At 66.9% G+C, this 15,275-nt stretch carries 12 protein-coding genes; 4 read left to right on the top strand and 8 right to left on the bottom strand.

All coding sequences use genetic code 11. The features are described from left to right. The first annotated feature begins 66 nt into the window (after nt 1-66). From Cocul_RS07860 to Cocul_RS07850, 3 genes are all read left to right on the top strand, one after another. A complete protein-coding gene (locus Cocul_RS07860) occupies nt 67-1,272 on the top strand; it encodes a hypothetical protein (RefSeq protein WP_055122748.1) in 1,206 nt (401 codons plus the stop codon). A gap of 204 nt (nt 1,273-1,476) precedes the next feature. Further along, the gene (locus Cocul_RS07855; RefSeq protein ID WP_055122747.1) at nt 1,477-3,471 is read left to right on the top strand and encodes a hypothetical protein; all 1,995 of its coding nucleotides are present in this window, start codon (nt 1,477-1,479) and stop codon (nt 3,469-3,471) included. Between the two features lie 9 nt (nt 3,472-3,480). Beyond that, nucleotides 3,481-4,092 carry an ABC transporter ATP-binding protein gene (locus tag Cocul_RS07850; RefSeq protein ID WP_055122746.1) on the top strand — a complete coding sequence of 204 codons (612 nt, stop codon included), beginning with the start codon at nt 3,481-3,483 and terminating at the stop codon, nt 4,090-4,092. Here Cocul_RS07850 and Cocul_RS07845 read toward each other — a convergent pair. The 8 genes from Cocul_RS07845 to rsmI all read right to left on the bottom strand — a co-directional run bounded on the left by Cocul_RS07845 (nt 4,089) and on the right by rsmI (nt 13,655). Further along, nucleotides 4,089-5,048, bottom strand: a complete 960-nt coding sequence (locus Cocul_RS07845) for a 4-(cytidine 5'-diphospho)-2-C-methyl-D-erythritol kinase (protein WP_055122745.1) — start codon at nt 5,046-5,048, stop codon at nt 4,089-4,091. The genes Cocul_RS07850 and Cocul_RS07845 overlap by 4 nt on opposite strands. Further along, a complete protein-coding gene (rsmA, locus tag Cocul_RS07840; protein ID WP_055122744.1) occupies nt 5,045-5,911 on the bottom strand; it encodes a 16S rRNA (adenine(1518)-N(6)/adenine(1519)-N(6))-dimethyltransferase RsmA in 867 nt (288 codons plus the stop codon). Before rsmA ends, Cocul_RS07845 begins: the two co-directional genes overlap by 4 nt. 2 nt (nt 5,912-5,913) lie before the next feature. Beyond that, nucleotides 5,914-7,116 (bottom strand): resuscitation-promoting factor, encoded by a 1,203-nt coding sequence (locus Cocul_RS07835; RefSeq protein ID WP_055122743.1) that lies wholly within the window; start codon nt 7,114-7,116, stop codon nt 5,914-5,916. A gap of 192 nt (nt 7,117-7,308) precedes the next feature. After that, nucleotides 7,309-8,148 (bottom strand): TatD family hydrolase, encoded by an 840-nt coding sequence (locus tag Cocul_RS07830; RefSeq protein WP_055122742.1) that lies wholly within the window; start codon nt 8,146-8,148, stop codon nt 7,309-7,311. A gap of 47 nt (nt 8,149-8,195) precedes the next feature. Then, nucleotides 8,196-8,570, bottom strand: coding sequence for a CAP domain-containing protein (locus Cocul_RS07825; RefSeq protein ID WP_150114424.1), 375 nt, complete (start codon nt 8,568-8,570; stop codon nt 8,196-8,198). A gap of 378 nt (nt 8,571-8,948) precedes the next feature. Continuing rightward, on the bottom strand, nt 8,949-10,787 hold the full coding sequence (gene metG, locus Cocul_RS07820; RefSeq protein ID WP_055122740.1) for a methionine--tRNA ligase: 1,839 nt from the start codon (nt 10,785-10,787) through the stop codon (nt 8,949-8,951). Between the two features lie 5 nt (nt 10,788-10,792). After that, nucleotides 10,793-12,589 carry a BCCT family transporter gene (locus Cocul_RS07815; protein WP_055123064.1) on the bottom strand — a complete coding sequence of 599 codons (1,797 nt, stop codon included), beginning with the start codon at nt 12,587-12,589 and terminating at the stop codon, nt 10,793-10,795. A gap of 190 nt (nt 12,590-12,779) precedes the next feature. Then, nucleotides 12,780-13,655, bottom strand: a complete 876-nt coding sequence (gene rsmI / locus Cocul_RS07810; protein WP_150114423.1) for a 16S rRNA (cytidine(1402)-2'-O)-methyltransferase — start codon at nt 13,653-13,655, stop codon at nt 12,780-12,782. Nucleotides 13,656-13,702: 47 nt separating this feature from the next. Between rsmI and Cocul_RS07805 the strand changes: the two genes are divergently transcribed. Then, entirely contained in the window at nt 13,703-15,274 is a 1,572-nt protein-coding gene (locus Cocul_RS07805; protein ID WP_055122739.1) for a dolichyl-phosphate-mannose--protein mannosyltransferase, read from the top strand. Nucleotide 15,275: the final 1 nt, after the last annotated feature.

Below are 15,275 nucleotides of genomic sequence, written 5' to 3'. Positions count from 1 at the left end.
TTAGGGCACCCCTGCCACCCCCGCATTATTGATAGTGATTGTCATTATTAACTAGGCTACTCACCCATGAAACGCATCGCGGCGCTCGCCGCCACCCTCAGCACCGGAGCCCTCCTCACCGCCTGCGTCGGCTCCACCACCCCTACCCACGACGGCCCCGCCGAGGTGAGCGAGGTCTCCTCCCTCCACCCCCGCCTCACCTACACCCACGACGGCGGCCTGACCACCCTGGACGCCATCACCGGCGAAACCCTCGCCGCCACCCCGCGCGAGGGATTCCTGCGCCTCAACCCCAGCGGCGACGGCCGCACCCTGCTCGTGAGCGCGGGCGACGAATACCTTCTCTACGACACCGCCGCCCAACGCGTGGACCACGGCGACCACTCCCACTTCTATTCCGGCGATCCCGCGCTCACCTCCACCACCTTCGAGGCACCCCACGCCGGGCACGTGGTGGCCCACGGCGGGCGCACCGCCCTCTTCTCCGACGGCGAGGGCACCATCTCCGTCCTCCCCACGGACTCCTTCACCCAGGCCTCCCCCGCCGAACCCACCCTCGTTTCCACCGGGACCGCCCATCACGGCGTGGCCGTCCCCCTAGGCGAGAACCTCCTCACCACCACCGGCACCGAGGAATCCCGCTCCATCGTTCGGCTTATCGACGCCTCGGGCACCACCGAGGCGGAAACCTCCGACTGCCCCGGCGTACACGGGGAGGCCGTGGCCGCCGAGGAGCACGTGGTGTTCGGCTGCGAGAACGCGCCGGTGATCTTCGATGGCACCGCATTCCACAAGGTGCCCGCCGAGCACGAATACCAGCGCTCCGGGAACCTTGCGGGCCACCCCGAATCCCCCTACGTGCTGGCCGATTACAAGACCGACGCCGCCGCCACGCACGAGCACCCCACCGCCGTGGCGATCATCGACACCCGCGACGCCTCCCTGCGCACCGTAGACCTGGGGGCCTCCTACTGGTTCCGCTCCCTGGGGCGCGACAAGGAGGGCAACGGCGTGGTGCTCACCACCGACGGCGCGCTGAAGATCATCGACATGGAGCACGGCGAGGTGCTGCACGATATTCCGGTGATCGAGCCCTGGGAGGAAAAGGAGGACTGGCAGGAACCCGGCCCGATCCTCAAGGTAACTGACTCCACCGCCTACGTCAGCGACGCCACCGGGGGCCTCGTCCTAGTGGATCTGACCTCCGGGGAGGTGATAGCCCGGCACGAGTTGGAACACACCCCGGTGGAGATGGAGGTGACGGGGGTATGAGATGGAGTGAGGGGCGGCAAATCTCCGTAGAAAGTATTGACGGTCACCTATAGTGGCGCATATCATCAGACCACCAATCGTCCTGTAGACGGGGTTGCACGGCCTCCTTAAAAATACCCCTCACCTGCTGCCCACCGATCTCCGATACCCCGGAGCCAAGGACGCGCTCATTCCACCTCATTTATCTTTTTGAGAGGAAGCGCCATGATCCGGTGGATTATCCGCGCCGCTGCCCTGGTTCTCTCCCTGGTGTGTGGGGTATTAGCGCTCCAAAGCTTCGCCTTTCAGCAGGAACACCAACCCTTTGGCACCACCACGGCGCTGAGCCTGCGCATCAACGAGAGCACCCTGCCCAAGGAGGAGGTGGCCACCAGCCTGCACCGCGTGGTCGAGGAGCACGGCGTTTCCCTGCTCCGGGAGACGAGCAAGGAGGCCCCCGAGGGTGACACCGCCCACGATATTTTCTTCTTTGGCGCTCGCCCTCCGGCCACGGCGGTATCCCTGGACGGGGACTCTATCCAGTGGTTCTCCCGGCACAGTCACGGCTCCCTCCTGCCGTACACGGCGCTGGGCACCACTCCCCTCTCCGGGCGCTATGTGCTCTCTTCCTCCCCCGAGACCCGTGCCGCCCTGGACGCATGGGCCCGGGAGCACCAGGCGAGCATCGAGTGGGAGAACCCCACCTCCCCCATCCGCCTGGTGTATGCGTACCTCATTCACAACGGGGCGGGCAACGCCGCCCTGGCCACATTCCTCACGCTCACCGCCGCGCTCTCCGCGTGGTTGTTGGGCAGGGAACGCGGACGCAGCCTCCGCCTCCTCGGTGGCGTACCCCGCCAGCGTATTCACCGCGAGGACTCCCTCTCCATCACAGCACTGCTGGCCCCCGGGTTCTTGGTAGGCAGCCTCGCCTGCCTATTCTGGGTGGTGTCCGCCCACGGGTCGGAGCAACTTCCCCTGGTCTGGTCTCGCGTTCTCCTCGTGCAGGGAGCGGCCTTTGCTCTGGCCCTAGCGTCCTTCGTACTGCTCAGCGCGGTGGGGCGGCCCAGCGTTGACGCTCTGGCCCACCGCCACATACCGCACGGGTTCCGGCGCATGGGTTTGGTCTTGCACGGCGCGACCCTGGTGGTAGCCCTCCTCGTAGTGCCCAGCACCGCCACCCTCGCGCTCCATTCGCATCGCCTGGCCCAGGATCACGCCCTGTGGGAGGCCATGAAGGGCACGGTGCGGGTATCGTTCTCTGATTCCACCAGCCTCCTTGACACCCCGGAGGGACCCCGCAACGTGGCGGCGGCGCTGCAAGAACTCAGCGACTCCGACAACCTCAGAATCTCCCTCACCCTTGATTCCTCCATCTCCTACTCGCGCGAGGAGATGGACGGCTTCCGGCACGTCATCATCACCGATGAGGCCTGGCTGCATGCCTTCGGCATCTCCCCCGATGACCTCACGGAGGTCTCGCTTCCCCAGGCCGCCCCCACCTTTGCGCAGGGCTGGTTGGGCAAAGATCAGCAACTTTCCCTCCTCTCCCGCGATGGCACCGATAACGCCGGGCTGCGCTACTACCTCAATGGCGCCACCCCCGTTCCCGCGATGGAGGCCGGGGTGGTGCTCGGGGGCAACACCACTCAGGCCACGGATTCCCTCCTCGTGGTCACCGATGCCCCACTCGCCTCCTTCAGCGTCGAGGGGTTTCTCCTTCCCACCCTGTCCTCGGGAAACATCGTCTCCGCCGAGGAAGGGGCCCTCCGGGAAGCCTTGGCCCGCCACCATCTTGATCCCTACGTCTACTCCGTGGACTCCATCGCGCAGCTCTCCCTGGATCAGGCGCGGAAGTTCCAGGAGGAATCCCGCATGTACTTCCTCACCGTCGTGCTTATCCTGGCCGCGATCTTCCTCAGCGGGACACAGAACGCCGCCCTCTGGGCAACCCGCAACGCCCGGAGAATCACCACGCGCCACCTCGCGGGGCACCCCTACCTCGCCATGATCGGCGCCCCGCTGCGTATCGACGCCCTCCGCGCCTCCCTCATCGTGGCGCTCGCGGGCGCCCTCACCTTTGTGCTGCGTCACCCCGATCCCCTGATTCTGTTGGCCTCCGGGGCGGCGGTGCTCGTGTTGAGTCTCGCCGCCAGCGCCCTGTTCTACCGCGCCTGTGCCGCCCAGGCCTTCCGCCGCACCGTCGCCCGTCACCCCTAGGAGACTCCCATGAACATTGACACCCGTGACCTCGGCATCACCCTCGCGGGCAGCACCATCCTCAGCCACCTCGATCTCCACCTGGAACCGGGCCGCATGGTGGCCCTCACGGGCCCCTCGGGCTGTGGAAAGAGCACCCTCCTGGCCTGCCTGGGGCTCATTCAGCGCCCCACCACGGGAAAGGTACTCGTCGATGGGGTGGATACCACCTCCTGGAAAGACCGCGAGCGTACCCGCTTCTGGGGAGAGCACGCGGCCTTCATCTACCAGGATTACGGCATCATCGAGGAGGAAAGCGCGCGCTATAACGTCACCCTGCGCCGAGGGTATGGTGCGGTGGCCGACGCCGCATTGGCCAGCGTCGGGTTAGCAAACAAGGCCAAGGCCACCGCCGCCACGCTCTCTGGTGGAGAGAAACAACGCCTGGGCATCGCGCGGGCCATTTATAAGGAATCCTCCGTCATCTACGCCGATGAACCCACCGCCTCCCTGGACGCGCGCAACCGCGCCACGGTCACCTCGCTGCTCCGCGAGCGGGCCCAAGCCGGGGCCCTGGTGCTCATAGCCACGCACGATGAGGCCCTGGCCGGTCTCTGCGATCAGCAGATTTCCCTGGCCTAGAGCACCCGCGCCCCCGGCACCGGCCCGTGGGCTACCACCGCGCGGCTGGCCAGGTTCTGGGCCAGCAGCCCCTCCGCCACCGCTTCCGCCGTGGCCTCGTCCCGGCACAGGAATGCCAACGTGGGCCCGGAACCAGAAACCACGCACCGCAGGGCCTCCAACTCCACCGCCGCGCCGTGGGCCACCCGCAGCCTGGGCATGAGTTGCAGCGCGGCGGGTTCCAGATCATTGTGCATGTGCACCGCCACCGCCAGGGGATCGCCGCTGGCCAGGGCCTTGGTCACGGCGGTGACGTCCAGGTGGGGCGCGGCCTCCGGGCGGGCGTAGCGCAGATCGTCCAGCTTCTTGAACACCGCAGGGGTGGATAGCCCCTCGCGAGAGAGAGCGAACACCCAGTGGTAGCGCCCCTTGCTCAGCACGGGAGTGAGGTTCTCCCCTCGCCCGCGCCCCCAGGCGGTGCCGCCCATGAGGGTAAAAGGCACGTCCGAGCCGAGTTCCGCGGCGATCTCATAGAGTTCTTCCTCTGGAAGGGCCGGGTACTCCGGGCTAAAGAGCGCGGCGGTGGCGCGCAGGGCGGCCGCCGCGTCCGCCGAGCCCCCGGCCATGCCCCCGGCGGTGGGAATCCCCTTGTGCAGGTGCATGAAAAGGGCCGGTGCCCAGGAAAGCCCGTGGCGCTTCCGATAGCGCGCCACCACGGCCTCGGCCGCGCGCACCGCGAGGTTGGTGGAGTCCGTGGGCACCTTCTGCGCGTCCAGGCCCGTCACCCGCACCCCGCGCACGTGCGGGCCGCTTTCCACCCGGCGGGCGGGCACGGCCTCCACGGCGAGGTCATCGTGCAGGCTCACCGCCTGGAACACCGTGGAAAGTTCATGGAACCCATCCGCGCGGGCCTCCCCCACCCCCAAAAAGACGTTCACCTTGCCGTGCGCGCGGGCGCGCACCACCCGCCGCCTCACTTAAGCGCTCCTAGGCGGATGAAGTCCGCCACATCCAGTTTTTCCCCGCGCGCTTGTGAGTCGATCCCGGCGGCGAGCAGACGCTCCTCGGCCGCCGCCCCGGAGCCGTACACCCCGGAAAGCGCGGCGCGGAGGGTCTTGCGGCGCTGAGCAAAGGCGGCGTCGATAAGCGGAAACACGGCGCGGCGGGTGTCCTCGGTGAGGGGCCAGGGAGAATCCGCGCCGAAGCAATCTATGCGCACCAGGCCGGAGTCAATGCGAGGGGCGGGCCAAAAGACGTTCTTGCCGATGGCCCCGGCGCGGCGCACCTGCCCATAAAAGCTCGCCTTGACGGAGGGCACGCCGTACACGCGGGAGCCGGGGCTTGCTGCCAGACGGTCGGCCACCTCGGCCTGCACCATCACCAGCACGCGGCGCAGCGTGGTGAAGGTGGCCAGCAGGTGCAGCAGCACCGGCACGGAGACGTTATAGGGCAGGTTGGCCACCAGCGCCGTGGGGGGCTCCGGCACGTCCTCGGGGCGCACCCGCAGGGCATCGCGGTGCACCACCGTGAGTTTCGCGGCGTGATCGGGGGCGAACTCGCGGGCGGTGTCCGGCAGGCGCCGGGCCAGGCGCTCGTCGATCTCGATGGCGGTGACCTGGCTGGCGGTATCCAGCAGCGCCAGGGTGAGGGAGCCCAGGCCCGGGCCCACCTCGATCACCCGATCCTCGGGTTGCAGTTCCGCCGCCGCGACGATCCGGCGCACCGTATTCGGATCGTGCACAAAGTTCTGCCCCAGCTTCTTGGTGGGGCTCACCCCCAGTTCCTCCGCGAGGCGGCGGATTTCCACGGGCCCGAGCAAACGGGCGGCACGCTCCCCCATGCCTAGCGGATACCGAGCTTGGCGGTGCAGGCGGGCCACGCGCCCCAGCCCTGGGCGGCCTGCACCTTCTCCGCCACGGCGATCTGCTGCTCGCGGGTGGCCATGTGCGCCTCGGGGGCGTATTCCGTGCCGCCGTACCCCGCCCAGGTGGAGGGGGTGAATTGCAGGCCGCCGGAGAAGCCGTTGCCGGTGTTGATGGACCAATCGCCCCCGGCCTCGCACTGGGCCAGGCTGTCCCACACGCCACCCTGGGGCACGGCAGGGGCGGAGGCATTACTAGAACCCACGCTCACCGGGGCCTTGGCCTCCTTGGTTCCGCGCGCGATCACGCGGGGAGCCGCCGGGGTCTTTTCCTCCTGGCGGATCACCTTGTTCTCCTTCTCCTTGCCGTTCACGCGCACGATGGCGCGGGTGATCTCCCGCAGTCCGGTGGAACCCTCCTCCACCACGGACTCCTCCCCCTGGGGCAGTTCCGCGTTATCCACGTATTCCACCGGGGGCTCGATCTCCTCGGTGGACTTTTCCTCCACCTTTTCCACGCGATCGATCGCTATGCTGAGGTTCTTACTCAGCGGGGTGTCCAGGGCCGGGCGCACCACGTCATGTTCCCCCAGGGTGATGCCGCGCTGCTCCAGCACGTCGCCCACGGTCTTGGCAGCCAGGGAGGTGTAACTGGTGGCGGGGCCGTCATGAATGGCCACGATCTTGGGCGAGGTGACCTCCAGCTTCATGCCATCGGTCACGCGGCTGGAGCCCTCTGCGGCCACCACGGAGCCGGGATCAATCTCCGGGTGCTCGCTGAGCAGATCCTCCACCGTGAGCGCGGTGGAGCGAATGTCCTGCTCCTCGCCGTCGATCACCAGCGCCACGGGCTTAGCGGTGCGCACCGTGATGGTGCCGGAGTCCGCCACCTTCTCCGAGGGGGCCGGGTACACCAGATCCCCCGCGCCCACCTCCACCCCGGCCTCCTCCAGGGCGCCGGCGATGTCCTTGGAAATGGTGGTCAGTTCCGTGCGCTCACCGTTGAGGTCTAGCACCACGGACTTCTGCCCCTGCGCCACCACCACGCCGCCCACCACCATCGTGGCCAGCACGCCACCCGTGGCCATGCGCAACGGCATGGAGTGGCTGTTATTGATGCGGCGGATCGTCGAGGTGCGCTTCCGTGACTTCGCAGACTTCACAGTCTTCACAGTGGTTCTCATTCTCCCGTGTTCTCCCGCGTCCCCCTGCGGGGGCCGTTCCAACCCGAATAACAATACGGTAACGCTCCCCCACTGTCCAGCACCCCCGCCACGATTCGATAAGAGTCACGCGAGACGATGCCGCAGGTCAGAGCACATACACCACACAAACCACAACAGCCCCAGGCGTGCCGACGCCCCCGTCTCAAGCCCCTACTCCAGGCCATACACGGCGCTGAAAGTCCCCGCAACCTCCTCCGCCAACTCCTCCGCGGCCTGGCCGCGCGCCTGCGCCACGCACCGGGCCGTGTGCCCCACCAGGGCGGGCTCGTTGCGCGCGCCCCGATAGGGCTCCGGGATCATGTACGGCGCGTCCGTTTCCACCAGGACCTGCCCGCGCGGGGCCAGGGCGGCGGCCGCACGGAGTTCCTCGTTGCGCTTGAAGGTGACGTTGCCCGCAAAGCTCAGCACCCAGCCGCGCTCAATGGCCGCGCGCGCCGTGGGCAGCGGGGAGGAGAAGCAGTGCAGGATCACCGCCGGCGGGGCCGGGGAATCATCCAAGATGCGCAGCAGGTGCTCGTCGCCCTCCCGATTATGGATCATCAGGGCCTTGCCGCTGCGCACCGCCAGATCCACGTGCCAGCGCAGCGCCTCCTCCTGCACGTCCAACGCCGCGGTTCCCTCGGGATCGTGCCGGAGCCAATAGGTATCCACCCCCGTTTCCCCGATAGCCACGCAGCGAGGATCCCCCGCCATCTCCGTTAACCGACGCCGCGCCGCCGCGTCCAACCCCCCAGCCCGGGTGGGGTGAATGGCGCAGGCGGCGTACACGCGCTCGTCCCAGTGCGCGGCCAGCAGGGCCTGCTCAGCCTCCGCCAGGCCGTCACCCACCGTGCAGATCCGCTCCACCCCGGCCTCGGCAGCCCGGTCCACCACGGCGCGCACCTCCTCCGGAGTGGTGGCCCCGCAGGAGGCCAGGTGGGTGTGCGCATCCACCAGGCGCGGGAGAAAGGGAGCGGGCTGCGGAACGGGACGGGGCTTCTTTTTTGCCATGCGCCCCGTCTTACCAGAAGGGCCCGGCTCTCAGCGCCTCATGCGGTCTAGCCAAGGCGCTGCACGGCGTACGTCCCCTCGTCCTCCCCGTAGCTCCAACCCGCCCCCATCATGCTCGCGCCCTCATCGAGGATATTGAGCCGGTGAAGCGGGGAGTTGATCCAAGAATCCATGACCTCTTCCGGGGCTACCTCGCGGTGGAACCACGCGAGGTTTTCCGCAAAATTCCCCTCCGCGTGCGTTATATCCCCTTCCGCGCGTAGTTTATCCGCCCACGCCTGGGATTCCTCCACCATGTGTTGATCGCAGCGCAAGGAACCAAGGCCCCGGCTTTCCCGGTACTCGTTGGTCAGGCGCACGATAGTGGCTACCTCATAATCAGAACAAGTGAAAGCATGTGCGGTGGTGGAGGAAGATCCCATAACCCCCGCAGCCGCCACCGCACCCATCAATAATGCACTGGCAGAATGACGAATAGAAATCACCGCAAATACTTCCTTTCCCTTTATAATTCCCAATCTCTATTCAGGCGCCATAATAACCCAACAATCCCTCTCCTGCTGATGGAAAAAGTATGGTATAAATTCCCAAAAAAATGAGGATAACCCAACCCTATCGCCCCACCTCTCACCCATTACCCTCGCCCCACCCTTACCCCGCAGAACGTCTCCTCCCGCACTCATAAAGACGGGGTAGGCGGATACGAAAGTATCTTTCCGTAACCTTCGGCACAGTCATGGTTCCTAGATAAAAAGACCATTCACTGTGCCGCAGGCACCCCCTCCCCCTCAATCCCCCGATTACGTAGCCGCCTGCACCGGGGCCCACGCGGGGCCGGTTTCCGCCAGCTCGGGATCGAGCTTCTGGATCAGCGGCTTGGGCTTGTCCAGCGCCGTCCCTGGCACCACCTCCACCCGCTCCCAGCGCGCCTGCTGGGTGGCGTAATCCCCGGAGATGATGGGATAACTCTGCCCTTCTTCCGGCAGTCCGGTGCCCACCAACTCCACGGGGGCATCGTCGGTCACCTCGCTCACCTGCGGTTGCGCGGCCCAGATGCCCTCGCGGCCCAGGGTCTCGTGTACGCGCTGCGCGGTGGCGGGCAGGTAGGGGGTGAGCATGACGTTGCAGTCGCTGACCACCTGCAAGGCCGTCCACAAGACGGTGGCCAGGCGCTCGCGCTGCGCCTCATACTTGGCCAGTTTCCAGGGCTCCTGGGCCGCAATGTAGGCATTGGCCTCGCCCACCACGTGCATGGCGGCGGTGATCCCGGCCTTGAACTTGGATTGCTCCAGGCACTCTCCCACGGTGTCCAGGGAGTCCTGGGCCAGGCGCAGGATCTCCTCGTCCTCCTCCGTGAGCGCACCGGGGGCGGGCACCTCCCCAAAGTTCTTGTGCGCCATAGAAACGGTGCGGTTGACCAGGTTGCCCCAGCCGTTAGCCAGCTCGTTGTTGATGCGGCGCACGAACTCGTCCCAGGTGAAGTCCGTGTCCATGTTCTCCGGGCCCGCCACGGCAATGAAGTAGCGCAGCGGGTCCGGGCCGAACTCCTCCAGGAAGTCCTTGACGTAGATCACCACGCCCTTGGAGGAGGAGAACTTGGAGCCGGACATGGTGAGGAACTCCGAGGAGACCACCTCCGTGGGCAGGTTGAGTTCCCCATAGGCGTGCAGGGCACCGCCCTTGGCGCCCTTGCCCGCGTAGCCCAGGAGTTCCGCGGGCCAGATCTGGGAGTGGAAGGTGATGTTGTCCTTGCCCATGAAGTAATAGCCCTCGGCCTGGGGGTCCTGCCAGAACTTCTTCCAAGCCTCCGGCTCCCCGGAACGCCAGGCCCACTCGATCGAGGCGGAAAGGTAGCCGATCACCGCGTCGAACCACACGTAGAGCTTCTTGGCGTTGTTGTCCTGCCAGCCCTCCACCGGGACGGGGATTCCCCAATCAATATCGCGGGTCATGGCGCGGGGATGGAGATCGCGCAGGAGGTTAAGGGAGAACTTGAGCACGTTGGGCCGCCAGGATTCGCGCGTGCTCAGCCACTTTTCTAGGGCGTCGGCAAGCGCGGGGAGGTCGAGCAGAAAGTGCTCGGTCTCGATGAATTCCGGGGTTTCTCCGTCGATCTTGGACACCGGCTTAATCAAATCCACCGGGTCAAGCTGGTTGCCGCAGTTATCGCACTGGTCGCCGCGCGCGCCTTCGGCACCGCAGATGGGGCAGGTGCCCTCGATGTAGCGATCCGGCAGGGTGCGCCCCGTCTTGGGCGAGACCGCGCCCATGGTGGTCCGCTTAATCATGTAGCCGTTCTCATACAGGCCCCGGAACAGTTCCTGCACCACGGCGTAATGGTTACGGGTGGTGGTGCGGGTGAAGAGGTCATAGGAAAGGCCCAGGCCCGCGAGGTCCTGGACGATCTGGCGGTTATAGCGATCCGCCAGCTCCTTCACGGACACCCCCTCCTTGTCCGCCTGCACCAAAAGCGGCGTGCCGTGCTCGTCCGTGCCGGAGACCATGAGCACCTCGGCCCCCCGCATGCGCTGATAGCGGGCGAACACGTCCGAGGGGACTCCAAAGCCCGCCACATGGCCGATGTGGCGCGGGCCGTTGGCATAGGGCCAGGCAACAGAAACGAGCACGGTTTTGGTCATGCGCTCTAGCCTAATTTATCTGCCCCCGCGCGCCCACTCCCGGCGCGCTCCTGGCGCTTGGTGCGCCGCGCTAGGCGACGCGCCCGCAGCTGCTCGCGCTGCACGTACTCGCGGTGAATACGGCGCTCGCGGGCCAGGGCGCGGGCAAAGCGCTGCTGCTCGCGGTAGTCCAAATAGATGACGTCGTTGCGCAGGTCCTTCACCAGCGCGAACATCAGGGCGATCACGATCACCAGGAAGGGCGCCGCCGCCACGATGGTGACGTTTTGCAGGTTGCTCAGCACGTCATCGCCGCCGGAGACCAGGAGCGTCAGCCCAATCAGGGCCGTGAGCAGGCCCCAGGAGGCGGAGACCAGGGGGTGCGCGTCCGTGCGCCCGTACTGGGACATCGAGCCCATCACGGTGGAGGCGGAGTCCGCCGAGGTGATAAAGAAGGTGCCCAGCAGGATCACCGCCACCACCCCCATGATCTGCCCGGCGGGAAGGTTGTGCAGGAGGTTGAACAGCTGGTTCTCCGCGGAGCCATCGCCCCACACGGATTGGCCCTCGCGCTCCATGGTGATGGCGGTGCCGCCGAAGATGGCAAACCACACGGTGGACACGCCGGCGGGAATGAGCAGCACGCCCACGCAGAACTCCCGGATGGAGCGCCCCCGGGAGATGCGCGCCAGGAACATGCCCACGAAGGGAGACCAGGAGATCCACCAGGCCCAGTAGAAGATGGTCCAGCTAGAAAGCCACTCGCCGTCGGAGTTGGTGGCGGTGCGCGAGGCCATGGAGAAGAACTCCGAGAGGTACCCGCCCACGGAGCCCGGAATGAGGTTGAGCACGGCCACGGTGGGGCCCAGCACGAATACCACGATGGCCAGGATCGCCGCGAGGATCATGTTCGCGTTGGAGAGGTACTGAATCCCCTTGCCCACGCCGGAGATCGCGGAGAGCAGGAACGCCAGGGTAAGCACGGAAACGATGCCGATGATCGTCCACGTCCCTGGGGAATCCACGATGCCCGCGGCGGACAGGCCCGCGCCGATCTGAATGGCGCCCACGCCCAGGGAGCAGGCGGTGCCAAAGACGGTGGCGAAGATCGCCAGGGCGTCGATGAGCTGCCCCAGCCAGCCCTTGGCGCGGCGCTCCCCGATCAGGGGAATGAAGGCGGAGGAGATGAGCTGCCTGCGCCCGATGCGGAACGTGGAGTACGCGATGGCCAGGCCCACGATGGCGTAGATCGCCCAGGGGTGCAGCGTCCAGTGGAACATGGCGGAGGCCATCGCGGAGTTAACGTCCTCGGCCGGGTGCCCGGGCACGCCCTGGCGGTAGAAGGTCAGCGGCTCCGATGCCCCGTAGAACATCAGGCCGATGCCCATTCCGGCCGCGAACATCATGGCGATCCAGGACACGGAGCTAAACTCCGGTTCCTCGTCAATGCGCCCCAGCTTGATGGTGCCGAACTTGCTGAGCGCGATCACCGCCACAAAGGCCACGAATACGGTGCCAAAGAGCACAAAGGCCCAGCCGAAGTTGGTGACCACAAAGTCCAGCGCGCTTTGGGCAAAGGCGGCAAAGGAATCGGAGCCCACCAGGCCCCACACCACGATGGCCAAGGCCACCGCGCCCGCTCCCCCCACCACGGGCCAGTTAATCGCCTTATCTTCCCCCTCGGATTCGAGGGTGATATCCGCTTCAGCGTAGTCATCGAGGCCCTCGCTAATAGCGGAGTGGCCCTGGATCATGGCCGCTAATTGCTCGGTGGCGGAACTCGCCCCGGCCTCCCTTTCCTCACTGTCATGCGGATTAGTCATGCCCTCCACCATTAAGCAGAATGAGCGATATATCAAACCTAAAACCACAATAGGCGCGCCTGAATAAACATCACGGACAGAATCGTTATCCTTTTGTGATCCCTATAATCCCCAGCGCACGGCCGTCATCGCCCGGAGAAAAATAACAGGATAGTAACTTTTTCCTGAGAGTTTCTGTGTCGCGGCTGGATTAGCCGCGAGCGGCCAGGGCGGCGTCGTAAAGCTCCCTGGTGCGTACCCCGTGCGCGGCGGCCAGATCCTTGCACACCGCCTTGAGCCGCTCCCCCGCACCCACCCGCTCCAGCACCTCCGGAACCAGGGATTCCACGTCCACCTCCGCCTCCCTCGCGGCGTCGAGCACCACGGTCACCTCTCCGCGCACCCACTCGGCGGCCCACCGCGCCACCTCCCCCAGCGGGCCCCGGCGCACCTCCTCGTAGGTCTTGGTCAGCTCCCGGCACACCGCCACCCGGCGCTCAGGCCCCAGGATCTCCGCCGCCAGGGCCAGCGTCTCCGCCACCCGGTGCGGGGACTCGAAGAAGCACACGGCGCGCTTCTCTCCGCGCAGGGATTCCAGCCAGGTTCGGCGCGCGCCGTCGCGGCGCGGGGCGAAGCCGTCGAAGATGAAGCGCCCCACGTCCAGGCCGGAGAGCGCCAGGGCCGTGGGCACCGCCGAGGGGCCGGGTACGCAGCTGACCGGCACCCCGGCGTCGAGGGCCGCGGAGACCAGGCGCAGGCCGGGGTCGGAAACCACCGGCATACCCGCGTCCGTGACCACCGCCACGGTGCCGGTGCGCGCGGCGGCCAGCAGCATCTCCACGCGCTGCTCCTCGTTGTGATCGAAGTTTGAGACCACGCGCCCGCCGATCTCCACGCCCAGGGCCTGGGCCAGGGCGCGGGTGCGGCGGGTATCCTCGGCCGCCACCACGTCCGCGCGCTCCAGCAGGCGGCACAGGCGGGGCGTGGCGTCGCCGATATTGCCCAGGGGCGTGGCGGCCAGCACCACCCCGGTGGGCAGCGAGGCATCGAGGTACGCGGAGTGCAGGGGGGTGTGGGAGGACGTCATGGGTACAGCATCGCACATTCTCCTGCCCACCCCTTAGACTCTGACGGGTGAGCACGCTGACCCCCCTGCCCCGCTTCCAGCGCCCCGATCCCCCCGCGCCGGTAACCCGCCCCTGGGGCCGCCCCGAGGCCTATTCGTTCGGCCTCATCGGCGCGCTGGCGCTCCTCACCCGCTTCCTCGGCCTCTCCTCCACCGCCGTCAAGGGCACGCCGGTTTTTGATGAGAAGCACTACGTGCCGCAGGCCTGGGACATGGTGCGCAGCACCGTCAACCCCCTCATCGGGGGCATCGAGAACAACCCGGCCTTTGGTTTGGTGGTGCACCCGCCCCTGGGCAAGCAGATCATCGCGCTGGGCGAGCTCCTCTTTGGTTACACCCCCCTGGGGTGGCGGGTCATGGCCGCGCTCTTCGGCTGCCTCATCGTGGTGGCGCTCATGGGGTTTGTGCGCAGCCTGAGCAATTCCTGGCAGATCGCGGCCTTCGCCGGGCTGCTCGCCACCTTCGACGGCGTGCTGCTGGTGGTCTCCCGATACGGCATGCTCGACGTGTTCCAGGTGCTGTTTATTCTGCTTGCCGCCTGGGCGCTGGTGCTCGATCACCGCCAGATGCACGCGCGCCTGCATACCGCCTGGGCCACGAGCACTCTCGGGGATTCCCCCTACGGGCCGCGCCTGGGGTACCGCTGGTGGCGCTTCGCCGCGGGCATCGCCCTGGGCCTCGCGCTGGGGGTCAAGTGGTCCGGCCTCTACTACATCGCGTTCTTCGGCCTGCTCAGCGTGTTCGGGGATCTTGCCTTACGACGCCGCTACGGCGCCACCCGCCCCGTCCTCGGCGCGCTGCTGCGCGATACCCTCCCCGCGCTGGCCTCCCTGGTGCTGCTGCCCGCCGCGCTCTACCTGTGGACGTGGCGGGCCTGGTTCGCCTCGGAGACCTCCGTGTACCGCCACGCCGCCGCCGATGGCACCATCGCCGCCTCCGAGCACTCCTGGCTCACCGCCCTGCCTGATACCGCCGCCAGCTGGCTGTACTACCACCTCTCCGTGCTGGACTTTCACGCCCAGCTCACCTCCTCCGGCGGCCACCACCACCCCTGGGACTCCAAGCCCTGGGCCTGGCTCGTCTCCGGGCGGCCCATCCTGTATTTTTCCTCCACCGGCATCGAATGCGGGGGCGGCACCTGCCGCCGCATGGTGTACCTCTTTGGCACCCCGGCCATCTGGTGGCTGACCATTCCAGTGCTGCTCTGGGCGCTGTGGTGCCTGCTGATCCGCCGCGACCACCGCTTCCTCGTGCCCCTGGTGGGCTTCGCCGCAGGCTTTTTGCCCTGGCTTGCCTCCTTCGACCGGCAGATGTATTTCTTCTACGCCGCCCCCCTGGTGCCGTTTAGCATCGCCATGATCGCGCTGGTACTCGGCCAATTGACTGGGCGCGGCGGGCAGGTGGGCCGGGGTTCCCTGCGTGACCTGGCCGGGGGCACGCTGCACCGGGGAACCTTCGCCGTGATCGTATATGTGGCGGCGGTGATCGCCATGTTCCTGTACTTCTCCCCGCTGTTCTACGGGTACGTGATACCGGATAGTTACTTCGACTCGATGATGTGGCTGCCCAGCTGGCGGTAGG

Source organism: Corynebacterium oculi (assembly GCF_001412105.1).
Classification (GTDB): Bacteria; Actinomycetota; Actinomycetes; order Mycobacteriales; family Mycobacteriaceae; genus Corynebacterium; species Corynebacterium oculi.
This window is presented reverse-complemented; position numbering and strand designations above follow the sequence as displayed.